17 protein-coding genes and 2 pseudogenes are annotated in these 21,739 nt (G+C 50.8%); 4 read left to right on the top strand and 15 right to left on the bottom strand.

Translation table 11 applies throughout. The features are described from left to right. The first annotated feature begins 101 nt into the window (after positions 1-101). Together I2G42_RS06215 and I2G42_RS16805 are read left to right on the top strand one after the other, a co-directional pair. Positions 102-1,742 carry an InlB B-repeat-containing protein gene (locus I2G42_RS06215; protein WP_195530857.1) on the top strand — a complete coding sequence of 547 codons (1,641 nt, stop codon included), beginning with the start codon at positions 102-104 and terminating at the stop codon, positions 1,740-1,742. Positions 1,743-1,767: 25 nt separating this feature from the next. Beyond that, positions 1,768-1,956: pseudogene (locus tag I2G42_RS16805) on the top strand (DUF6783 domain-containing protein); the annotation flags it as partial. Here I2G42_RS16805 and I2G42_RS16800 read toward each other — a convergent pair. From I2G42_RS16800 to I2G42_RS06205, 3 genes and pseudogenes are all read right to left on the bottom strand, one after another. Continuing rightward, positions 1,900-2,118, bottom strand: a pseudogene (locus I2G42_RS16800) (DUF6783 domain-containing protein); the annotation flags it as partial. The pseudogenes I2G42_RS16805 and I2G42_RS16800 overlap by 57 nt on opposite strands. Next, positions 2,028-2,330, bottom strand: a complete 303-nt coding sequence (locus I2G42_RS06210) for a Dabb family protein (protein WP_022462610.1) — start codon at positions 2,328-2,330, stop codon at positions 2,028-2,030. The gene I2G42_RS06210 and the pseudogene I2G42_RS16800, both read right to left, overlap by 91 nt. 69 nt (positions 2,331-2,399) lie before the next feature. Continuing rightward, complete coding sequence (locus tag I2G42_RS06205; RefSeq protein ID WP_195530856.1) at positions 2,400-3,146, bottom strand: RNA polymerase sigma factor region1.1 domain-containing protein; 747 nt, start codon at positions 3,144-3,146, stop codon at positions 2,400-2,402. A gap of 140 nt (positions 3,147-3,286) precedes the next feature. Between I2G42_RS06205 and I2G42_RS06200 the strand changes: the two genes are divergently transcribed. After that, positions 3,287-3,916, top strand: coding sequence for an HdeD family acid-resistance protein (locus tag I2G42_RS06200; RefSeq protein ID WP_022462612.1), 630 nt, complete (start codon positions 3,287-3,289; stop codon positions 3,914-3,916). 110 nt (positions 3,917-4,026) lie between these two features. On the opposite strand, the gene I2G42_RS06195 is transcribed toward I2G42_RS06200, so the two are convergent. The 3 genes from I2G42_RS06195 to I2G42_RS06185 all read right to left on the bottom strand — a co-directional run bounded on the left by I2G42_RS06195 (position 4,027) and on the right by I2G42_RS06185 (position 9,297). After that, the gene (locus I2G42_RS06195) at positions 4,027-6,828 is read right to left on the bottom strand and encodes a glycoside hydrolase family 3 protein (protein ID WP_173827962.1); all 2,802 of its coding nucleotides are present in this window, start codon (positions 6,826-6,828) and stop codon (positions 4,027-4,029) included. 175 nt (positions 6,829-7,003) lie between these two features. After that, complete coding sequence (locus I2G42_RS06190) at positions 7,004-8,362, bottom strand: sodium-dependent transporter (protein ID WP_055226948.1); 1,359 nt, start codon at positions 8,360-8,362, stop codon at positions 7,004-7,006. Between the two features lie 77 nt (positions 8,363-8,439). Next, a complete protein-coding gene (locus I2G42_RS06185; RefSeq protein ID WP_117509636.1) occupies positions 8,440-9,297 on the bottom strand; it encodes an AraC family transcriptional regulator in 858 nt (285 codons plus the stop codon). A 111-nt stretch (positions 9,298-9,408) separates the two neighbouring features. On the opposite strand from I2G42_RS06185, the gene I2G42_RS06180 reads away from it, so the two are divergent. Beyond that, positions 9,409-10,713 (top strand): glycoside hydrolase family 27 protein, encoded by a 1,305-nt coding sequence (locus tag I2G42_RS06180; RefSeq protein ID WP_117801959.1) that lies wholly within the window; start codon positions 9,409-9,411, stop codon positions 10,711-10,713. An 88-nt stretch (positions 10,714-10,801) separates the two neighbouring features. Here I2G42_RS06180 and sigE read toward each other — a convergent pair whose 3' ends face one another. The 9 genes from sigE to I2G42_RS06135 all read right to left on the bottom strand — a co-directional run bounded on the left by sigE (position 10,802) and on the right by I2G42_RS06135 (position 21,721). After that, positions 10,802-11,500 (bottom strand): RNA polymerase sporulation sigma factor SigE, encoded by a 699-nt coding sequence (sigE, locus tag I2G42_RS06175; RefSeq protein ID WP_330611279.1) that lies wholly within the window; start codon positions 11,498-11,500, stop codon positions 10,802-10,804. Positions 11,501-11,542: 42 nt separating this feature from the next. Further along, complete coding sequence (locus I2G42_RS06170; protein ID WP_055265761.1) at positions 11,543-12,406, bottom strand: sigma-E processing peptidase SpoIIGA; 864 nt, start codon at positions 12,404-12,406, stop codon at positions 11,543-11,545. A 189-nt stretch (positions 12,407-12,595) separates the two neighbouring features. Further along, a complete protein-coding gene (ftsZ, locus tag I2G42_RS06165; protein ID WP_055219889.1) occupies positions 12,596-13,777 on the bottom strand; it encodes a cell division protein FtsZ in 1,182 nt (393 codons plus the stop codon). Between the two features lie 185 nt (positions 13,778-13,962). Then, positions 13,963-14,910 (bottom strand): cell division protein FtsQ/DivIB, encoded by a 948-nt coding sequence (locus I2G42_RS06160; protein WP_195530854.1) that lies wholly within the window; start codon positions 14,908-14,910, stop codon positions 13,963-13,965. Beyond that, positions 14,907-16,172, bottom strand: a complete 1,266-nt coding sequence (murA, locus tag I2G42_RS06155) for a UDP-N-acetylglucosamine 1-carboxyvinyltransferase (RefSeq protein ID WP_117814330.1) — start codon at positions 16,170-16,172, stop codon at positions 14,907-14,909. The genes I2G42_RS06160 and murA overlap by 4 nt, the downstream gene beginning before the upstream one ends. Before the next feature lie 84 nt (positions 16,173-16,256). Continuing rightward, a complete protein-coding gene (locus tag I2G42_RS06150; RefSeq protein WP_195530853.1) occupies positions 16,257-17,339 on the bottom strand; it encodes an FtsW/RodA/SpoVE family cell cycle protein in 1,083 nt (360 codons plus the stop codon). 64 nt (positions 17,340-17,403) lie between these two features. Continuing rightward, the gene (gene murD / locus I2G42_RS06145) at positions 17,404-18,771 is read right to left on the bottom strand and encodes a UDP-N-acetylmuramoyl-L-alanine--D-glutamate ligase (RefSeq protein ID WP_055226952.1); all 1,368 of its coding nucleotides are present in this window, start codon (positions 18,769-18,771) and stop codon (positions 17,404-17,406) included. Between the two features lie 19 nt (positions 18,772-18,790). Then, the gene (mraY, locus tag I2G42_RS06140; protein ID WP_055226954.1) at positions 18,791-19,747 is read right to left on the bottom strand and encodes a phospho-N-acetylmuramoyl-pentapeptide-transferase; all 957 of its coding nucleotides are present in this window, start codon (positions 19,745-19,747) and stop codon (positions 18,791-18,793) included. Between the two features lie 240 nt (positions 19,748-19,987). After that, the gene (locus I2G42_RS06135) at positions 19,988-21,721 is read right to left on the bottom strand and encodes a peptidoglycan D,D-transpeptidase FtsI family protein (protein WP_055226956.1); all 1,734 of its coding nucleotides are present in this window, start codon (positions 21,719-21,721) and stop codon (positions 19,988-19,990) included. Positions 21,722-21,739 lie beyond the last annotated feature (18 nt).

Here is a 21,739-nt window from a genome sequence, read left to right as displayed (position 1 = left end):
AATCTCCATCCCTCCTTCATTTACTTTCCGCCGGTTCCGTGGTAAGATAGGATGACAGAAAAAGTTCACCTTTTTTCTGTAAGAAAGGACCTACACATCATATGCGGCTTGCATTTACAAATTTTTCGTTAAAATCTCCCACCGGCAAGAAATCCGGCCGGTTTTTTCTTGCCCTTTTTCTGGGCATTTTTCTCTTTCTGACTCACCCCATGCTCTGCCAGGCTGGTTTTGCCTCCAGTACGCCGTTTACTGGTGCCTCCTGGGAACTGGTCGGGGAATATCCGATTCTCGGCAGCAACGGCGCGGTGCAGTCCGTCTGTGCGACGGAAGATTATATCATCTGCATCGAAAATTTTAATGATCTGACGACAGAGCCGGACGTAGTCTCTGCCTACTATAAAAATGATACAGACGCAGACGGAAATCCCGTTACGCAGTATTCCCTCGCGCATCAGGTAAGGGACGCAGACTTTGCTCACGCAAACGGTATGGCATACAATCCCGTCACACATGAAATCCTCGTGAGCGGCTACAGCAGCCCGGATGCTTCCAATTACGGATGTATCTTCCGCCTCGACCCGGATACTCTCGAGCAGAAAGAGCGGATCCAGCTCTCGACAAGCTACAATATTCTCGGTATTGATTATCTTCCCTCCACCGGCGGCTATCTGATCCAGACCGATGCGGACGGCGGCTACGGCTTTAAACTCCTCGATGTCTCACTTCAGGTGGTGGATGACTGGGGCACGTATCCCTTCGATTTTTACATGGAAAACTTTCAGGATCTCTGTGTTTCCGGCGATCTCTTTTTTCTTTTTCCGCTGACGATGCATCTCGGAATCGGAAACTTTATCCAGACATACTCGCTCTCGCAGAAAACACTGCTTGCGGACGACACGGTTGATTTTGGCTTTTCCGACGATATCACCATCAATGAACCAGAGGGCCTCTGCGAGACAAATCCTGGGGAATTTATTGCGATTGTAAACGTAACAAAGGCAGATGGTGGACGGTACGTGCAGTTCTACCGCACCCGGGTGCCGTATCTGTTCACGGTTTCCACTTCCGCGGCGGAGCATGGCTCGGTGTCCGAGGGCGGGGAAGTTTCCCGCGGAGAGGAAAAAACCGTTTCCTACACGGCAGACGAAGGCTTCCGGCTCGCGAAACTCTCGGTGGACGGCTTGTATCTGCCGGTGACGGAATATCCGGACAGCTACACATTTTCCGATATCCAGAAGGATCATACCCTTGCCGTAACGTTTGAACCGGTTCCGACGGCGACACCGACGCCGACTGCCACTGCGACGCCGACCGAAACACCGGCCATAACCCAGACACCGGAACCGGCCATTTCCAAAGCACCGGCATCATCCACGGTTTCCTTCTCATCTGTGGCTTCCCATTTCGCAGCGTTCTGGAAAAGCACTGTGCATGCCGCTTCCTGGTTCCGCCATCTTGCCTCGGCCGGTGCATCCCTTTTTGCCCGTATCCGGAAGGCAGATCCTGTTTTTCTGGCGATGCCGTTTGTCCTTCTCGTTCTGATTCTGCTCTTTGTCCTCCGCCTGCGGTATGTCCGACGCATCCGGCGGGAGCGGTCGCGGAAAGCGCTGGAACACAGAAGAAGAACGTACGAAGAACTGGTCAGAGAATTTACGGAAGATCCGAAGGACGAAGAGGTTTCCATCGATGAGCTGCTGCTTACAATTGACGAACTGCAGAAGGAAGAACAGAAAAACACTTAAATGAAACGTATTCACCAGATCAGGAATTGATCTTCTCGGCACAAAAAAAGTATCCCGTTCCTTTTGGGGAAGCGGGATACTTTTTTATTTACGCGGGCAACGAGCTAGAGCGTGTCTGAAAAAGGCTTTTCGTGAGCTGCGAGTCCCAGTTTGTGGGAGATTTTATCCGAATGAGGGCGGCGTAGCGGGCTACGGCAACCGAATGAGGGTAAAATCTCCCGCAAAGTGGGGCTTGCAGATTGCGGAAATGGTTTTTCAGACACGCTCTAAAGTCCGTATTTGTTTTTACTCTTCGTAATCGAGTGCCGCACGCTCCGTTGTGTACGGACGTACATAGGTGTCTGCTACTTTTACGTGCTCCGGATGTTTTGCATATACAGCTACATCCTCTGCTTTTTCCAGGGTTGTGACAAGTGCCATATCATGGGTGGAAGATGCAAGCGGTGCTTCTACAAAGTCAACCGTCAACAATCCCGGCACTTTGCCGACCAGGCTTTTCAGGTTCTCTGCCATCGCTTTTTTCAGCTCCGGTTTCTTTGCATCCTCTACTTCCGGTTTGAATTTCCACATAACAATATGATGTACCATTGTATTTTTCTCCTTTGCTTTTGTTTTATTGCCAATTCACACAGTTTCTGTGCAAATACCAGCCTTTTGTTACGGCTCTTCGCCTGCAATCCGCAGAATATCCTCAATCTCTTCCACGGACATGTCAAGATACGCGGAAAGCTCTGCCACACTGAAATCCATGTCATCGCCGTCGGAGAGTTCCTCGATGGCGTCTTTTAAGCGGTTTACTTTATTGACTACAGTATTGTCCTTGTGTTTCTGAACTCTGTGTTCTTCCATGAAATCGCTGATCGTCTCACGCACAGCCGCATCAATCGCCTGCTCCGCCGTCTCAGCTTTTACAACGGACTCCAGCGCTACTAAAAGTCCGACATTTCCCTCCTGCACCAGATCCATCAGGAAGAAATCGCGGGTGTGCATTTCTTTTGCGGTCTCAATAACTTTCGGAAGCCAGAGCTGCACGAGCATGCTCTTTGCAAGGGAATCGCCCTCTGCCGCTTTCCGGTAAAGCTCTGCCGTTTCTTCCTCCGACGGTGTTTCTGTCTCCGGCAGTTCGTCAAGATACTGCTGTAAGGCACGCAGCTCCTCCTCGGAAAACTCCGGTTTTTTCTTTTCTTTTTCGGTCTCCTCCAGCACGACGCCCGGCTCATAATCTGCCACATCGACCTGCTCCATCGTCAGATATTCGCAGACAAAGGTGACTTTCTGCTCATCCAGTGCAAAGTCTTCAAAAAAGTCTCTGACTTCTTTCATCGTTACTTTATTTTCATGGTCTCTGGCGTATGACAGCAATTCGGAGAGCTTCTCCTGGAACTTTTTCTGTTCGTCCTGCATCTTTTTTACCCTCTCTTTCTTCCGTTTCACGATTCCATTTCTTCGTACATTTTTTTCAATTTGTCCATTGCTTTTTCTGCTTTGAAAAGCTACTATAAAAGCAAACGAAAAACCACATTCAAGTGGAAAGGAGAATCCTTATGAAACAATTTTTTCAGGATGTGAAAAACAGTTTCCTGCTTTCAGCCGCTGTCTCTATTATACTAGGTATCGTGCTGATCGTCTACCCCGTAAAAACGAGTTTGCTGATCTGTTATATCGCCGGAGCACTGCTCCTGTTTGGCGGCGTTGTTGCGTTGATCCGCTACATTGCAAGCCGCGGCGAGCCGTTTTTCTTCCGCTACGATCTGTTCGTTGCCCTGGTACTGATTCTGTTCGGCTGCTTCGTTATCTTTGAAAGTGACCTTGTAATCGCATTCATCCCGGTTGTCATCGGTATCATCCTTCTGGCAAACGGACTGCTCAGCATTCAGAAGGCGTTCAACCTCAAAAAAACAGGGCTGGAAAAATGGTGGCTTGAGTTCCTGCTGGCTCTTTTAACCAGCGTTCTCGGCATCATCATCTGTACCAATCCGTTTGATGCCGTTGCAACCACAAACATTTTCATCGGTATCTGCCTTGTCTACAGCGGCATTTCCGATCTTGTCACCACCTACTACATGGGCCGCGCAAAACGCCGGATCAAAAACGTCATCCAGACAGAGATCAACCAGCAGAAAATCCTGCACGATGACAATGTGATTGATGTGGATGAGGACGAGCTTCACTAAAAAACAGCTTCTTCCATAAAAATCTTCTTTCATACGAAAAACCGGAACCCGGCACCGCTTTCAAACAGCGGCTCCCGGGTTCCGGTTTTTCTCTGTATTTCTTTTTTTATTTATTCCTCGTGTTTGCTCAGTACTTCCATGCCTTCTCTTAACTTCAGGCGGATCTTTCCAAGCTCCAGACCATTTGCGCCGAAGTACAGCTTCAGGTAGTGGTTCGGGCCGAAGAAGAAGCCAAGGTCTCTCGTCTCTTTGATCCACTCACCTTTTGTTCCGCGGATGCTGATCATAGTTTTTACGATATTGTCGATGTACACGGTTACCGGCAGCTGTGCGAGGTCTTCCAGATCGGATTTCATCTCGATTTCGATATCGTACGTTCCCATCTTGTCAGCCAGAATCGTAACACCGCATACTTCACTGTTTCCTTTTTTCGTGTTCCATGCGGATGCGTCAATCACAACATCTCCCGTTGCCGGATCTGCCTCGTATGTTACAAGATCTGCTGCAACGAAATCGTTGTCGCCCATCTGCTCCTGTGCTTCTTTCTCTTCCTCGCTGATGCGGTCCAGGAACCGTAAGATGCTTGGAGTTCCAAGGATGAAATGCAGGACATTCATCGCATTTCTCTGCAGGTCGCCTCTTGTGATCTCGCCGTTTTCCAGTGCCTCTTTCACATCGTCCTGTCCCATATCGGAGCAGTCGGTGCATACCATGAAGACATCGTTTCCGGCAGATACCATCGGTGCATGGGTTGTTTTGGTTGCTTCATATCCCTCACGGTTTGACATTGCCCACCAGTCAGTCATAACGAAGCCGTCGTAGTTCCACTCGCCGCGCAGAATCGTGGTCAGAAGATCGTAATTTCCTGCAGTCCAGATGCCGTTGACCGGTCCGTAAGTGCTCATGATGGATCTTGCGCCGCCTTCTTTGACTGCGATTTCATATCCCTTCAGATAGATTTCACGCAGGGCACGCTCGGAAACAACGGCGTCCACATGATGTCGGTTGGACTCCTGGTTATTTGCACAGAAATGTTTGATGGTTCCGGTTACATCGGATTTTTCCATACCAAGAATCTGTACGGCACTGATCCATCCGGTCAGGTACGGATCCTCGGAGATATACTCAAAGTTACGGCCGTTCAGCGGGTTTCTGTGAATATTCATACCAGGTCCGAGCAAGGCATCGACACGGTTCTGTCTCATCTCGCGTCCTGCCATCTCGTACAGATCTTCTACCAGCGGAAGGTCAAACGTACAGCCAAGCAGGGTTCCGTTCGGCATGGAGAAGGCTCTCGTTCCGCAGTCAAAGCGGAGTCCGGACGGGCCGTCGGTACAGCAGGCTGCCGGAATACCGAATTCCTGCAGTTCCGGTGTCAGGCCGCCGAATGCTGCTGCGGTTCCCGGAGTAACCTTCGGGCTGCACATGCCCTCGCCGCGGAAGATGCAGATCAGATCTTCATCGGAAAGCTGTGCCACGAACTCTTCCATCGTTACTTTCTTATCCAGGACATCACCGAGCTTGTAGCCTTTGTCACCGGTATAGGTGATCGGCTCCATGCGGTTTTCTTTCATGCGCTCGATCGGATCTACGGTGCGTAGAGGAGCTGCCTCATATCCCGGTTTTAACGTTCCGTCTTCGCCCGGAACAGCTTTCATGCGCTCAAATGCTTCTACCGGAGCCATAGCCTCGGTCAGGATCTCAACCACTTTGAACGGCTGCTCGTATGCACCGGCAAAGGCTGCGCTTCTGACATCGCTTCCGACGTAGAACTCATAACTGCCCTCTTCGAGTACGTAGCAGGATTTGTGGCCGGTTGCACCGCTGTCATCGTAGGATGCAAAGCTCTCTTTGGTCACATCGATCGTCAGCGTCTCTTTTGCGCCTGGTGCAAGAACACCGGTCTTTGCAAAACCGACGAGTGCGCGGGATGGTTTTCCAAGAACACCCTGCGGAGCTTTTACATAAACCTGAACAACCTCTTTACCATCCGTTTTGCCGGTATTTTCAACGGTTGCCGTCACGGTTACATTGTCAACATCTTTCTCTTTGGCCTCTGCGGTCACGGCAAATGTCGTATAGGAAAGACCAAAACCGAACGGATACAATACTTTCTCTTTTGCAAAGGTCTCAAAGTAGCGGTATCCGACGTAGATATCCTCTTTGTACTCATTGCGGGTCAGATCGCCGAAGCAGCTTTGGGACGGATAGTCCTCGATATTCTCTGCAATCGTGTCGGTCAGCTTACCGCACGGATTGACTCTTCCCATCAGTACATCGGCAACACCGTTTCCGCCTTCCTGACCACCCTGCCATACATAGAGAACAGCTGCCGGATTGCACTCTTTCACCCATTTCATGTCGATAATGTTTCCGACGTTCAGCACAACGATTGTTCTTGCAAATGCTTTGCTGACTTTTTCTACCATCTCTTTTTCAGTATCGGTTAAGAGATAGCTGCCTGCCTCATTTTTGTTGTCCTGATCCTCACCTGCGGTACGGCCTACAACAACGATGGCTGCATCGGCGCCTTTTGCACTCTCCACGATCTCGTCGGTCAGCTCCATCTCTTTTTGGGACCACGGCACCTTGCCCCAGCCCTGTCCTTCGTCGTACGGATTTTTCTCGATCCATTTTTCGTATGTTCCAAGAAGATTCTCGTCGAGTGTAATGTCTTTTTCTTCTTTTAAGGCATCCAGAATACCGACAACGTATTTCGTATTGACAAGACCGCCGGAGCCAAGTCCGCTCTTATAATAGTGGAATGCAATTCTTCCGAAAACAGCCACTTTGTCTCCTTTTCGAAGCGGGAGTGCCTCATTTTCGTTTTTCAGAAGTACACAGCCTTCTGCCGCTGCCTGACGGGCCAGTGCTGCATATTTGTTGAAATCCAGTGGTGTAAATTTTCCCATTTTGTTCCCCTTTCTCCTGTATCCTTTCTGATCCGACAAGTGCCGGGACACCTGATACTTCCGGGTCCCGGCACCTGTTCTGGTCTCTTGTCTTTTATTATCTCGTATTCCTGGCTTTTTTTCCAGTTCTTTTCTTATCTTTTTTTCGTCTGATATTGACCTTTTTGTTCCTGTCTTATCCGATCAGTCCCTGGACAATTAATACCAGAAGCAGCAACGGCAGAATATAAGAAAGATAAACCCGTACCCAGTCCGGCACTTTCAGGCCCCCGCCCTTATTTGCCTCTGCCTGGTAGTTTTTGAAGCCCCAGCCCCATTTTGAAGTACAGAACAGAAGGTAAATCAGAGAGCCGACCGGCAGCAGAAGGTTGCTGACGATAAAGTCCTCAAGATCAAGAACGGTGCTTCCTGCGCCGAGCGGCTGGAATCCGGACCACACATTGTAGCCGAGTGCACACGGCAGGGATCCTAAGATCACCAGAATGCAGTTGATGATGGCTGACTGTTTTCTGGAAACGCCGAAAATCTCAGAAAAACAGCACATGATATTCTCAAATACAGCGATGATGGTAGACAGCGCCGCAAAGAACAGGAACAGGAAGAAGAAGCTTCCGAAAATCCGTCCGCCCTTCATCGAGGTGAAAATGTGCGGCAGCGTCATAAAGATCAGCTTCGGGCCGCTGTCCGGCTGTACGTTGTAGGAGAAGCACGCCGGGAAAATGATGAGGCCTGCGGTAATCGCTACAAACGTATCGAGCGCTGCAATGCTGACTGCCTCGCCGAGCAGGGATTTTCCGCCGTTTAAGTAGCTGCCGAAAATCAGCATCGCGCCGATACCAAGGCTCAGCGTAAAAAATGCCTGGCTCATCGCGTTTGTGATAATGTGGAACAGTCCCACCTGTTCGATCTGCTGCATATCCGGCACCAGATAGAATTTCAGTCCCTCTTTGGCACCCGGCATCGTAAAGCTGTAAACCGCAAGGAAAATCATGATGACCATCAACACGATCATCATCACCTTTGTAACACGCTCCACGCCGTTCTGCAGACCCACCGAACAGATCAGAAAGCCTGCAATTGTAATAATCAGCATGGTAATGACAAGAATCGACGGAGATGAAAGCATCTCGTTGAATTTTCCGGTTACGGCGTCGCCTGTCAGGCCGCTGAATTTTCCGATTAAAAAGCTGTAGAAATAGTACAGCATCCAGCCTGCAACGACGGTGTAGAACATCATCAGCAGATAGTTTCCGATGAGGGCAACGTATCCGTGGATATGCCACTTCTGCCCTTTCTTTTCCAGTTCCCCATACGCGCGCACGGTACTCTTTTTGCTTCCTCTTCCGATGGCAAGCTCCATCGACAGAATCGGAACTCCCATGATGGCAAGGAACAGCAGGTAAAACAGCACGAAAATGCCGCCTCCGTTGTTTCCTACCATATACGGAAATTTCCATACATTTCCGATGCCGATGGCACATCCTGCCGAAAGCAGAAGAAAGCCAAGGCGCGATTGGAATGTTTCTCGTTCCATTTCTTTTTGTTCCTCCCTTTTTTCTTCCATACTCCCGGAATTTCTCCGCAAGTACATCTTCGTACAAAACCAAAACTTCAGACAGCACCGTTCTGCCGTTCTTTCCGGTATGCCGACGGCGAGATTCCCATATGGTGACGGAATACTTTTCCAAAATAGTTTCCACTGGAAAATCCGGTTTCTGCTGCAATCTCTTCCACACTCTTTCCGGTATTCAAGAGCAGCGTCATCGCTTTGCGAATTCTCGCTTCCTGAAGATACTGCATGGGAGAAACGCCTGTTTCCTCCCGGAAGCATCTCGTAAAATGGGCAAAGGAAACCCGGCTCTGTTCTGCCAGCTGTTCAATCCCCTGCACAGATGCGCAGTCGGTATCCATCTGCCGTATCGCTTCCCGAACAAAAAAATGTGTCTGCTTCCGCTCCGGACGCTGTACCTCCCGCAGAAGAGAACAAAAAAACTGATACAAAAACACACCGCATTCATACGGTTCCGACCGGTAACCGTTTTTCAGTTTTCGATGCATCTGCAGTGCAGTCCGAATTGGCTCGCTATCTGCATCCGCATAAAAAACATCTCCTGTTTTTTCAAACAGTCGTTCTGCCGCATAGGACACTGCACTTCCACGAAAATGAAAATACAGAAAAATCCATGGTTCTTCGGATTCCGGATGCAGATAATATCTGCTATTCTCCGGAATCTGACACAAAAATCCTCTCCCGGGACGCATTTCATACGTTTTTCCGTTTTTTTCAAACCATCCTGTTCCCGAAAGCGTATACTGCATCAGCCATCCGGAATATGTTCCGCGGTCTGTATTATGAAATGCATACGGTTCCTTCCATCTCTTTTCCACCCCGCCGTCCAGCAGCAAAAACGGAGCGTTCGGCCAGTGATCCAGATCCAGGATTCCATATACTCCGATCAGATCTTCCATCAAAAAATTACCTCTTTTATCCGGTTTGTCTTCTTGTTTTGCACTATGTCCTTTATTATACTTTTCTTATCAGAAAAAAACAAGCATTGCTTTAGAAAGGAGTTTTTTCTTATGCATCTGACAAACAAAAATACATGTGCACCAACCCCACCGATGGGCTGGAACAGCTACGATTACTATGATACAACCGTGGACGAGGCTGCGGTAAAGGCAAATGCCGACTATATGGCAAAGCACTTAAAAGCATATGGCTGGGAGTATATTGTAGTGGATATCCAGTGGTATGCAAAAAAGGCCGGTTCCATGCGCGACCGGTATCAGTATATTCCATTCTCTGAACTGGAAATGGACGAATACTCCCGTCTGCTGCCGGATCCCGAACGTTTTCCATCTTCTGCAGACGGTTCCGGCTTTAAACCACTTGCCGACTATGTACACAGTCTGGGGCTGAAATTCGGAATTCACATCATGCGCGGTATTCCGCGAATCGCTGCACATCATCACGGAAAGATCAAGAACAGTTCTCTTGGTGCTGAACACGTTGCCGATCCTACGGTCATCTGCGGCTGGAATCCGGATATGTACGGTGTACGCGATCTTCCGGAAGGACAGCTTTACTATGATTCCCTGCTGGAGCTCTACGCTTCCTGGGGTGTTGATTACATTAAATGCGATGATATCTGTAATACCAACATGCACAAAAATCCGTTTGCAGCTGCGCATGAGATCGAGATGCTCTCGAATGCCATCCAAAAATGCGGACGGCCGATCGTCCTCTCTCTGTCTCCGGGACCTGCGCTCATAGAGAAAGCATGGTTCTATGAAAAGCACGCGAATCTCTGGCGCATCACCGATGATTTCTGGGACAACTGGGCACAGTTAAAGGATATGTTCCAGCGTTGCGAGCTCTGGCAGAGCCACGTCTCTGCCGGCTGTTATCCGGACTGTGATATGCTGCCGCTTGGCGAACTCGGAAAAGGTTTTGCTACAGAACATCATACGTATTTTACCCCGGATGAGCAGAAAACGATGATGACACTCTGGTGTCTCTTCGGCTCTCCACTGATGCTCGGTGCCGAAATGACGCTTCTCGATGACGATACACTGGCACTTCTTACGAACACGGATATTCTCGCGATGCTGCCTCCGTCCGTTCGTCCGCATCAGATCACGCGTACAGACAATGAAGCTGTGTGGTATGCAAAGGATGACACAACCGGAACAACCTACGTTGCACTTTTTAATCTTTCGGATGCACCGCAGACGGTTTCTTCCACACTTGCCGATGCAGACTGCCCACTGGAGTCTGTTGCGGCGAAAGAACTCTGGAGCGGTAAAGCACTTTCTTTAAACGGCGGTTTTTCTGCTTCTCTTGCTCCGCACGCCTGCAGCGTATGCCGTTTTGAAACACGATAAAACGATCATTTCTTAAAACAAGCAGCAAATCATGTCCTGCCCGGGACCAAAACAATGGTTTTTCCTCCGGGCAGGGCATTTTTATGCTCTATTCATACCGCGCAATCTCTTTCCGCAGCCGTTTCATAATCCGTTTTTCCAGACGCGAAATATACGACTGTGAAATTCCAAGAAGATCCGCGACTTCTTTCTGCGTTTTCTCCCGCCCCTCCGGCATATTGATGCCAAACCGGAGTTTCACGATCACCTGCTCCCGCTCAGAGAGCTTGCTGATTGCGCTTCCCAGCACGCGATGTTCCGCCTCCTGCTCGAGCCCCTGATAGATCACATCCTCCTCCGTTCCGAGGATATCCGACAAAAGAAGCTCATTTCCATCCCAGTCTACATTGAGCGGCTCATCGATCGAGACCTCCATCCGTGTCTTGTTATTTCTCCGCAGATACATCAGAATCTCGTTCTCAATGCACCGGGACGCGTACGTGGCAAGCTTGATCTTTTTTTCCGGATTGAACGTGTTAATTGCCTTGATGAGGCCGATGGTTCCAATCGAAATCAGATCCTCCACACCAACTCCTGTATTATCAAATTTCTGTGCAATGTAGACGACGAGACGCAGGTTGTGTTCGATCAGCTCGCTCCTTGCCGTCTCGTTTTCCGGATCGGAAAGCCCCGCAATCGCATCGGCCTCCTCCTGTCCTTCCAAAGGTGCCGGGAGAACATCTGCGCCTCCGATATAGAAAATTTCCCCTGTCTGACGAAATACAGCCGGCACGGACCGCGGCAGCATACGAAGCCGGAATCCGTTTGGCAGTGCAGCCTGCAGCATACTTCATTCCTCCTGTCCTTCCATGAGATCTGGATGCAAAATTATTTCATAGCCCCTGGGAGATGAACTATTTTCTCCGCCAAGCGCAATCAGCGGTCCGCTTATGTGCCTGGCTGTATGTTCTGTCACAAGAATCATTTCCGAGATCCGGATCACCGGCAGAAAGCCCCGGCCTTCCAGTCCGCGAAACGGTATGTAACGGGGCTGCAGCGCAAGAAGCCGTTCCGGCTCCGGCACCGTCTCGTGCCTTGCAAGCGCCGCAATCCCTGTCCGCATTTCGTCCGGGAACAATTCGAGTATCACAGTGTACGGTACGACCGAGACCGGCTTTTTGGTTGTGGCATCCCGCAAAGTATTGCCCGTGTCGTACAGTCCTTTTACTTTTTTCCATTTCCCATTCTGCACAAGCTGTACCGTAACCTGCCTGGCGTGTTCCAGGAGTATCTCCTTTCGGATCTTCAGCAGGAGGAGTGTTCCCGCATATGCGGCACTCCCGGAAAGAAGAAAAAGAAAAATTCCCCTTCCCGGCATCAGCTCCCGGAACAGGCGGTATGCACTGCCGATCAGAAAACCGGACAGTATATAGCCTGCCATTCCCACCACAAGATCCCGTACTGTCGTGATTCTGCAGCCAGATTTCACCATCCCTGTTGTAATTCCGATTCCGACCAGGGCGAGCAGCGCACCCGGCAGATACCGTGCAAACACGGCATACAGCACCGCATAACCGGCGCCGAGCGCGGCTGCCGCAAAACTCCTTCTTCGCGTGGCAGATCGTTTCAGAAGAAAGGAGGAAAGACGCAGAATAGTATAATTCAGCAGAAGATTCTCTGCAAAGAGAAGATCCAGAAAGATCTCATAGTGCAAAAAAACACCCCCTGCGCCTTTTGCATGGTCTGAATTTCTAACAGACCCTATTATAGACGGAAGGGGGTGAATTTTTTGTCGTTTTCGGAAGAATGACCTTCTTTTTTGATCAACAAACTTCGACACGCCGCAACATTTTCGGTCTGCGGCGTGTCGAGGTAAATTCGTTATTTGCTTATTATTCTTTGCTTATCTGCGGTTTCTTAAGAAATCCGGGATCTGGATGTCCTTTTTCGGAACATTGCTTGTCATGGTCTGCTGAGCCTGTACCTGCGGCTGCACCTGAACCTGTGGCTGCGGCTGTACCGGAGCGGAAGCTTTCGGAGCAGTGTGTACCGGAGCGGCTGCCTGTGCAGAGAAGCTGCTGCTGGAAAATGCGCTCTTTCTTGCATCTGCAGGCTCTTTGCGGGATACGCTTGCCTGTTTCGCCGTTGCATCGTTGAGACCTGTTGCGATAACGGTGATCTTCGCTGTATCGGTAACAGAATCATCATACATAGCACCGAAGATGATGTTTGCATCCTCTCCAGCCAGATTCTGTACGTAACTTGCAGCATCGTTTGCATCCATAAGGGAGATATCTCCGGAAATGTTGATGATAACGTGGCTTGCACCCTCGATGGTGGTCTCAAGCAGCGGACTGGAAACAGCCTGCTGTACAGCCTCGAGCGCTTTGTCGTCGCCCTTTGCCTCGCCGATACCGATGTGGGCGATACCCTTGTCGGTCATAACGGTCTGAACATCTGCGAAGTCGAGGTTGATGAGTGCCGGCAGGTTGATCAGGTCTGTGATGCCCTGTACGGCCTGCTGCAGAACCTCGTCTGCTTTCTTTAATGCCTCCGGCATGGTTGTCCGGCGGTCTACGATTTCAAGAAGTTTGTCGTTCGGGATCACGATCAGGGTATCTACGTTTTCCTCGAGTTTTTCGATTCCCATCAGCGCATTGCTCATACGGGTTCTTGCCTCGAATTTGAACGGTTTTGTTACAACGCCGACAGTCAGAATGCCCATTTCTTTTGCAACGCCTGCTACAACCGGTGCTGCACCTGTTCCGGTTCCGCCGCCCATACCGCAGGTGACGAATACCATATCAGCGCCTTCCATGATCTGTTTGAGCTCTTCGATGCTCTCCTCGGCTGCTTTCTCTCCAACCTCAGGTTTTGCTCCTGCGCCCAGTCCCTTGGTCAGCTTCTCGCCGATCTGGAGAATGGTAGGTGCCTTACAGAGGGTCAGCGCCTGTTTATCGGTGTTGATTCCAACGAATTCAACGCCGCCGATGGATTCCTCCACCATTCTATTTACAGCATTATTTCCTGCACCACCTACACCGATTACGATAATCTTTGCAGATGATTCTGCCTCATTTGTCATGATCTCTAACAATTTCAACTTCCTCCTTTTGATTATGAACTGCTGTCTATCTCAAAATAGTCTGATATTCTGATGGTCATACATAAAGATATAATATAATTTCTTCGGAAAATAATCAACTGTTTTTTTCGTATTTCATAAAAAATTCAGGATTATTGCGTTTTTTTGACGGCTTTCCTTTCCTCTTATACATCTTTCGAGAAGACAAAGCTGCTGTCGCCGTCCTTGTAATCCTCCATATGGAGTTCTCCGGAAAGACCGGAAAGGCTCGGCAGGATTGCTGCTACGCGCGTCATCTTTTCTTCTAACGCCGTATCGGTTCCAAGCAGAATCCGCACGGTATCATAGTAATGCAGAATAATTTCGCTGTTCTCATTAAATTCCACACTGTCCGGCGTGATATTGTATTTCTCCGTCATTCTCGTAAGTGCGAGCATGGTGCGGAAAACTGCCGGTTTTTCAACCGGGAGCTGCTTGTTCACGGTCACATAGTCAAACGTAAGTCCTGTTACAAGCGGAACATCGGAAAGGGTCGGCTGAAAGTCTGTCGTTGTCACACGTGCACTTTTAATCGTATCCGCCGAGAGCGCACCGTCGGACGTACTGCTTTCGGATGCTGTGCCATCGGATGATACGCTTTCGGATGCAAGCGGCTCACTCGTAAGGGATCCATCCGCACTCGTTCCATCGGAGGCGGTTCCGTCGGAAGGCTCACCCTCCGCAGGTGTTTCCTGCTCCTCGTCCACGCACTCCAGCACGATGCCGTTCTTGTCAAAATAGACCTTCTGGCCTTCGTACTCGACATAACCGACCACTTTTTTCTCATTTACCTGGATGCAGATGGTGTCATAGCTTACAAACGTAAACTCCACGGAGTTCATAAAAGGAATATCGCTCATATCAACCTTCGAATGAAACGTCGTAAGAAGCACCGTGTTTTTCATCCACTTGTCGTCCGCGACCATCTCTTTGATTTCATCTTTTGTATACCGGGTGTTCCCCGCCACCTGGATATTGCGGATTTTGAACACATTAAAAAACAAGGCACCTGCAAGGCCGACGCCAAGCACCACCCCGGTCAGAATCCGTATTTTTCTGTTTTTCTTCTTTTTTCTGTTTTTTTTCTGTCTCATATTTCTTTTTCTACGATAATCTTGGCTCCGAGTTCCCGGAGCGTTTCTGGAAACCGTTCATACCCCCGCTCAATCAGTTCTGTCTGCCGGATTGTGGAAAATCCTTCTGCGGCAAGCGCCGCCGATACGAGTGCCGCGCCGCCCCGAAGATCCTGGGAAACAACTTCTGCACCGTGCAGACGGCTTTTTTCGGCCGTCAGCCATTTTCCGCAGATCTGCAGCGTACCGCCCATTTTCTGCAGCTCCTCTGCCGTCCGGAGGCGGTCCTCAAATACATTTTCACAGATACAGCTCTTTCCTTCCAGCGTCATCGCTGCCGCCAGATACAGCGACTGCAGATCCGTCGGAAAACCGGGATATTCCTCTGTCTCCACGTACGGAACAGCATGCTGCACGTTTTTGCTGTCTGCTACCAGTGTACCACTCTTCCTTGTATATTGTCCACCTATTTTCTGATAGAGGGACAGAACCGCCCCCATTTCGTCCAGCGGCGCGCCGGAAAGCGTCAGGTGCCCCCGCGTCGCCGCGCCCATCAGAAGATACGTCCCTGCCGCGATCCGGTCACCCGGAACACGATACCGGCAGCCGGACAGCAGTCTCTTTCCCTGCCTTCCGTAAACGGTAATCTGCTCCGTCCCCTCGCCGGTAATCTCCGCTCCCATGGCCTTAAGAAACCGGCAGAGATGAACCACTTCCGGCTCCCGCGCACAGTGCTCCAGCCTTGTTGCACCTTCCGCTCCGACAGCAAAAAGAACCGCATTTTCCGTCGCCCCGACACTCTTTTTCGGAAAGCAGAGCACGGCTCCTTTCGGATGATCTGCCTTTGCCCGAATGGTGCCGTCCTCCTCGAAGACCTCGGCTCCCAGAAGCTCCATTGCCCTCTGATGCAGGTCCGTCGGCCGCTTTCCGATCCGGCAGCCGCCGGCCCCTGCAAGGTATGCCTCCCCTGTCCTTGCAAGAAGACTTCCCAGAAACAAAAGAGAGGCGCGCAGTCTCTTCGAAAGCGCTCCCTCCACACGGCTTTTTTCGATCTTTTCACAGTTCATGTGGAGCGCATTCCTCTCCCACCAGACTGTTCCGCCAAGGCTTCTTACAATCTCCGCCATATCCTCCACATCGGAAATCTTCGGGCAGCCTTCCAGCACGACCTCCTCTTTTGTCAGAACCGCCGCCGCGATCATGGGAAGAACGGCATTTTTGGAACCCTGGACTGTTACCGTTCCGCAAAGCCGCCTTCCGCCGAGAATCTGATATACTCCCACCTGTTCTCTCCCATCCGGCCTCTCTTTTTACGGTATGCATTACACTCCCGTTTTGTTCCCGTTCTGCAGCGCTTTTCCGCCTTTTTAATCGGTGTCCCTCGAGACCGACAGGGCAAGCCCCATCTCGCCGAGCAGAAACAACACGGAGGTGCCGCCGTAACTGATAAAAGGCAGCGTAATGCCGGTATTCGGAATCGTATTTGTCACAACCGCGATGTTCAGGATCACCTGAAGCGCAATATGCCCCATAATTCCGCCCGCAATCAGTGCTCCGCCAAGATCCCGCGCATGGATCGAAATAACCATCAAGCGCCAGATCAGCACCGCAAACACGGCGATCACCAGGCAGGCGCCGAACAGTCCGCCCTCCTCACAGATAATCGAAAAGATCATATCATTCTGCGCTTCCGGCACAAAGCCAAGCTTCTGCAGGCCTTTTCCAAGCCCGCAGCCAAAGATTCTCCCGCTGCCGATCGCATAGAGTCCCTGAATGGTCTGGAACCCCTTCTCGTACGCCTCCGGGTTGCGCCAGATGGCAAGGCGTTCGAGGCGGTAGCTCTCCATCATCAGAAAAACGGCAATAAACCCGATGCCGGCGCCTCCGATTCCGAGAAACGGCAGGTAGCCCGGATGTGAAATAAAAATCAGAAATGCACAGATTCCGAGCAAAATAATCGCCGTACTTAAGTTATTGCTTCCGACAAGCGCTGCAATCGGCAGGGTGCACAGCACCGCCTTTGTCATAAACCAGAGACTGTCGGGCCGGCCTTTCGTGTGCTCCATCACCCAGGGCAGGAAGAGAATCACCGCCATCTTGGCAAATTCCGAGGGCTGGAACGATAAGGGGCCAAGCTTTAACCACCGCTTCGAGCCGTTGTACTCACTTCCGAAAAAGAGCACCGCCGTCGAGAGCGCAAGGGAAGCCGCATAAAACCACGGTGCCAGTGCAAACAGCCGCCGGTAATCTATTTTTGCAACCGCATACATACCGATCACACCGAGCGCACTTGCAAAGAGCTGCTTCTTGAAATAATAAGCCGGGTCATGGAATCTGACCCGGCCGTTATACGCGCTGGCGCTGTACAGAATCACAAGGCCAAGGCCAAGCAGAATCCATACCGTCACCAGCAGCGTCCCATCTATTTTTTTCTCTTTTTCCTTCCGCATCCGCGCCACACCCGCCGTTCGCTCTTTTTCAGCTTATGCGGGATAGTTTCCTGATATGACGTTTTTACAGTGCTCTTACGTACTCCTTAAACAGCTCACCGCGCTGCTCATAGCTCTTAAACTGATCCCAGCTTGCGCAGGCCGGGGAAAGAAGAACCGCATCCCCTGCATTTGCCTTGTCGTGGCAGATCTGTACGGCTTCTTTTAAGTTGTCTGCCATGATAATGTCGTTGAATCCGACGTTTCTTGCCGCTTTTGCGATCTTCTCTTTCGTATCTCCGATCAAAACCAGGAAACGTACCTTTCCATCGAATGCCTGAATCCACTCTTCGTAGGTGGACTGCTTGTCGTAGCCGCCGCCGATCAGCAGAGTCGGGCGGTTCATCGCCTGGATGCCTTTGATGGCCGCATCCGGATTCGTTCCCTTGGAATCGTTGTAATATGCCACGCCGTCCTTCTCGCAGACATACTCGATGCGGTGCTCTACCCCTGCAAACTCCTGAATGACTTTGCGGACAGTTTCCATCGGCACGCCTGCATGAAGTGCCATCGCAGAAGCAACCATGACGTTTTCAAAATTATGTAGGCCGAGCAGTTTTAAGTCGTCGGTTCTGGTCAGAAGCTCCGTCTCGCCGTTCTTTGCAATGCGGATTTCGCCGTCCTGATAATAGATGCCGTCCTTTAACGCACGCAGACTCGAGAAGTACATCACCTGTACTTTCTTCTCTGCCATCAGTTTCTCGCCGAACGGGCGCAGGATTTCGTCCTCATAATTCAGCACACAGAGATCATCCATCGTCTGATTTTCGGTGATACACTCTTTCACGCGGATATACTCTTCCATCGTGTGATGGCGGTTCAGATGATCCTCGGTAATGTTTGTGATCGCACTTGCCGCCGGATGGAACTCTTTGATGGTTTCCAGCTGGAAGCTGCTGATCTCGGCAACCGTTACGGTATCATCTGTCGTGTCGAGTGCCGCGGATGTGTACGGGGTTCCGATGTTTCCGACCACTTTTACTTCCGGCTGATATGCTTTCATGATCTCGCCGAGCAGCGATGTTGTGGTGGTCTTTCCGTTAGTACCGGTAATCGCAAGCACTTTTCCGCGGCTTACCTGATACGCCAGCTCCACTTCACCGATGACCGGGATCTCTTTTTCTTTCATTTTAAGGACAACCGGCAGATCCGTCGGAACGCCCGGGCTTAAAACGACAAGATCAAGGCTGTCGAGCATCTCCTCCGGGAGCTCGCCTAAGACAACTTCCACGCTGTCACGGCTCTCTAATTTTTTTAAGATTTCTTCTTTTTCGAGTTTGTCATTTCCATCGTAAAGAACGACAGAAGCACCTTTCTTGTGCAGCAGCTCCTCCGCTGCAATTCCACTCTTTCCGGTTCCGAAAACCAGTACTTTTTTTCCTGCGAAAATCATGTTTGATTACCTCCATATTTTAAAGCCCCATCAATGCGATCAGGCATAGTATCGCTGTGATTGTAGCAAACACCGTCACAATCTGTGTCTCCGACCAGCCCATCAGCTCGAAATGGTGATGGATCGGCGTCATCTTGAAGATCCGTTTTCCCTTCGTCAGTTTGAAGAATGACACCTGCAGGATCACAGAGAGAATCTCCATCATATAAATGAATCCCACAAGCGGCAGAAATAAGGGGAGACGTAAGAAACACGCCATTCCCGAGACGAAACCGCCGAGTGCCAGACTTCCGGTATCGCCCATAAAGACGCGGGCAGGAAATACATTGAATACCAGAAACCCCAGCAGACTCCCGATAACCGCAAGCGGGGACGGGGAAACACCGTTTCCGAGGCCGATCGATGCCACGGAAAAGAAAACAGCATTTAAAATCGTCACACTCGCCGCCAGTCCGTCAAGGCCGTCGGTAAAGTTGACACCGTTGACCGTTCCAAGAATCACAAAGGCGAGAAACGGAATCGTAAAAATCCCTGCGTCCAGCTCTTTGCCTGGAAGGAACGGAATGCGCATCCGGAGGGAAATTCCGGAAAAACGCGCCAAATACCACAGAAAGACTGCTGTAATCACTGCCTGCAGTGCCATTTTCTGCTTCGGGTACAGCCCGTCGCTGCGGTGCAGCACGACTTTCAGATAGTCATCGAGAAAGCCGATCAGGCCAAAACCAAGCGTCAGAAACAGCACCGGAACCACTTCCGCTCCCTCTTTCCGGAAAAGGAGGGAAACTGCGGTAAACGCCGCCAGAAACATCACGCCGCCCATCGTCGGGGTTCCCGCTTTTTTCTGGTGGCTCGGCACACCCTCTTCCCGCTCCTTCTGCCCCGCTTTGACTTTTCGCAGAAACGGGATCAGAACCGGCCCCAGCGCCAGGCTGATGCCAAAGGAAAGAAGAACCGGCAGGATCATTTCTCTTTTCATAGACGCACCTCTTCCTTTTTGTACGGATTGTGTACGGAACAGGCATGTCAAAATATTTTCTCCAGCCTATTCAGTATATAGCTTTTTGTTCTGTTTCGCAACCTTCTTTTATAATCCAAGTTACGGTTCGCTCAGCAGTGAAACACTTGCTGTTTCGCTGCGTAAGAAAGTGATTCAGGTGTGAGCAGCCCTCCTTTTGCGAAGCAAAACTTTAAATGAGGGCTGCGAAGGACACAATTCTCAGGTTTCCTGAGAATTGTGTCCAATACCGAGATACGGAAGTACATTGGAAAAGATATCGCGGATCACCGGCGCGCAGATCGTTCCGCCGTAGTAGACGCCCTGCGGATTGCGGATAATGCAAAGCCCCAGCACCGTCGGATGCTCCGCCGGGGTGAAGCCGAGGAATGAGGAAATATAGCGGTTGGCGCTCCGCGGAAGTGTCTGCGAAGTTGCCGTCTTTCCGCCGATGGAATATCCCTCGAGGTACGCATTCTTTCCAGACCCTTCTGAAACGACGCTTTCCAGAATTTCGCGCACCGTCCTGGAAGTTTCTTCCGAAAGAACCCCTTCTTTTTCCGGAAAATTCAGATGCTTTACAACATTTCCTTCTTCATCGAGCACATCCGTTGCGACATGCGGCGTCACCATTTTTCCGCCGTTGACGAGCGCAGAGACCGTCGCCGCCAGGCGGATCGGCGTGATCTGGAAGGACTGGCCGAATGCCATCGTCGCAAGCTCAACCTCTCCGATGTTTTCCTCCTTGTGCATAATCGTCGATGCCTCGCCCGGCAGATCGATCCCCGTCTTTTCCATCAGGCCGAAATTCCGGAAGTAATCACAGAACTTTTCCACACCGAGCCGCAGCCCCACTTCAATGAACACCGGGTTGCACGAGTTCTGCGCGCCCTGCACGAAGTTTTCGGCTCCGTGTCCCGTCCGCTTGTGGCAGTGGATCCGGCGGTCCTCCACGATTTTGTAGCCGGGACAGAAAAACGAATCGTTCGGCGACACAACGCCCTCCGAAAGTCCCGCCGACATCGTGATGATCTTAAAGGTAGATCCCGGCTCGTACGTATCGTTGATGCAGGCATTCCGCCACATCTGGTTCAGCAGATCCTGAATTTCTTTTTCCGAAAGTCCCGTTGTATCCTGCTGCAGCGTGAACGGATCGTTGAGGTCGAACTCCGGCACATTGACACAGGCATAGATTTCTCCGTTCTGCGGATTCATAAGAAGAATCGAGACGCTGTCCGCCTGTTTTTCTGCCATCGCCTTTTCCGCTGCCTGCTGGCAGTACGCCTGGATATTGACATCCAGGCTGACCTTTAAGTCCCTTCCCGCCACCGGCTCCTGGCGGCTCTCCCCGATGCCGTTCTGCTCAATCCCGCGCGCATCCGTTGTCGTCAGGATTTTTCCGTTGATTCCTTTTAAAATTTCCTCATATTCCACCTCCAGCCCGATGATGCCCTGATTATCGCCTCCGGTGAAGCCGATAACGCGCGACGCCAGCTTCCCTTTGGGGTAATACCGCTTGAAATCCTCATCCACTTTTACCCCCGCGTATCCGTACGACCGGATGGTATCACCCGTCTTCTTGTCCACATTCGTCTTGACACGCTCGATTGAAGACCGCTTCTCCACGCGTTTCCGCGCCGTCTCCTCCGAAATTCCAAGCTCTTTTACCAGCATCGCAATCACCGCCTCCGGCTCCTCGATCTGGCTGTGGATCACGGAAATCGTACAGACCGTGCGGTTTGCCGCGAGAACTTCCCCGTTTGCATCAAGAATCCGGCCGCGCGCCGCCTTGATCCCGCGCTCCCGCTCGTGCAGATCATCCGCCTTCTCGGAATAATAGACGGACCGGAACACACACAGATACACCAGCCGCCCGGCAAGTCCGACCATCATTCCCATGCAGAGTACCCACAGAAGAACCGTCTTTTTCCGGTGATACGTTTTGTTTTTACGCATAGAATACCCCATAGCCGA

The sequence above is a fragment of the Fusicatenibacter saccharivorans genome (assembly GCF_015557635.1).
In the GTDB taxonomy this organism is placed as follows: Bacteria; Bacillota; Clostridia; order Lachnospirales; family Lachnospiraceae; genus Fusicatenibacter; species Fusicatenibacter saccharivorans.
Note: the sequence above shows the minus strand (reverse complement) of the source record. Positions and strands in the feature narration are given on the sequence as shown.

Bases quoted from the DNA above. Each gene is read 5' to 3' on its own strand.
- I2G42_RS06215 (WP_195530857.1), top strand. From the start codon at position 102: ATGCGGCTTGCATTTACAAATTTTTCGTTAAAATCTCCCACCGGCAAG.
- I2G42_RS06210 (WP_022462610.1), bottom strand. From the start codon at position 2,330: ATGGTACATCATATTGTTATGTGGAAATTCAAACCGGAAGTAGAGGAT.
- I2G42_RS06205 (WP_195530856.1), bottom strand. From the start codon at position 3,146: ATGCAGGACGAACAGAAAAAGTTCCAGGAGAAGCTCTCCGAATTGCTG.
- I2G42_RS06200 (WP_022462612.1), top strand. From the start codon at position 3,287: ATGAAACAATTTTTTCAGGATGTGAAAAACAGTTTCCTGCTTTCAGCC.
- I2G42_RS06195 (WP_173827962.1), bottom strand. From the start codon at position 6,828: ATGGGAAAATTTACACCACTGGATTTCAACAAATATGCAGCACTGGCC.
- I2G42_RS06190 (WP_055226948.1), bottom strand. From the start codon at position 8,362: ATGGAACGAGAAACATTCCAATCGCGCCTTGGCTTTCTTCTGCTTTCG.
- I2G42_RS06185 (WP_117509636.1), bottom strand. From the start codon at position 9,297: ATGGAAGATCTGATCGGAGTATATGGAATCCTGGATCTGGATCACTGG.
- I2G42_RS06180 (WP_117801959.1), top strand. From the start codon at position 9,409: ATGCATCTGACAAACAAAAATACATGTGCACCAACCCCACCGATGGGC.
- sigE (WP_330611279.1), bottom strand. From the start codon at position 11,500: ATGCTGCCGCGGTCCGTGCCGGCTGTATTTCGTCAGACAGGGGAAATT.
- ftsZ (WP_055219889.1), bottom strand. From the start codon at position 13,777: ATGACAAATGAGGCAGAATCATCTGCAAAGATTATCGTAATCGGTGTA.
- I2G42_RS06160 (WP_195530854.1), bottom strand. From the start codon at position 14,910: ATGAGACAGAAAAAAAACAGAAAAAAGAAGAAAAACAGAAAAATACGG.
- I2G42_RS06150 (WP_195530853.1), bottom strand. From the start codon at position 17,339: ATGCGGAAGGAAAAAGAGAAAAAAATAGATGGGACGCTGCTGGTGACG.
- murD (WP_055226952.1), bottom strand. From the start codon at position 18,771: ATGATTTTCGCAGGAAAAAAAGTACTGGTTTTCGGAACCGGAAAGAGT.
- mraY (WP_055226954.1), bottom strand. From the start codon at position 19,747: ATGAAAAGAGAAATGATCCTGCCGGTTCTTCTTTCCTTTGGCATCAGC.
- I2G42_RS06135 (WP_055226956.1), bottom strand. From the start codon at position 21,721: ATGCGTAAAAACAAAACGTATCACCGGAAAAAGACGGTTCTTCTGTGG.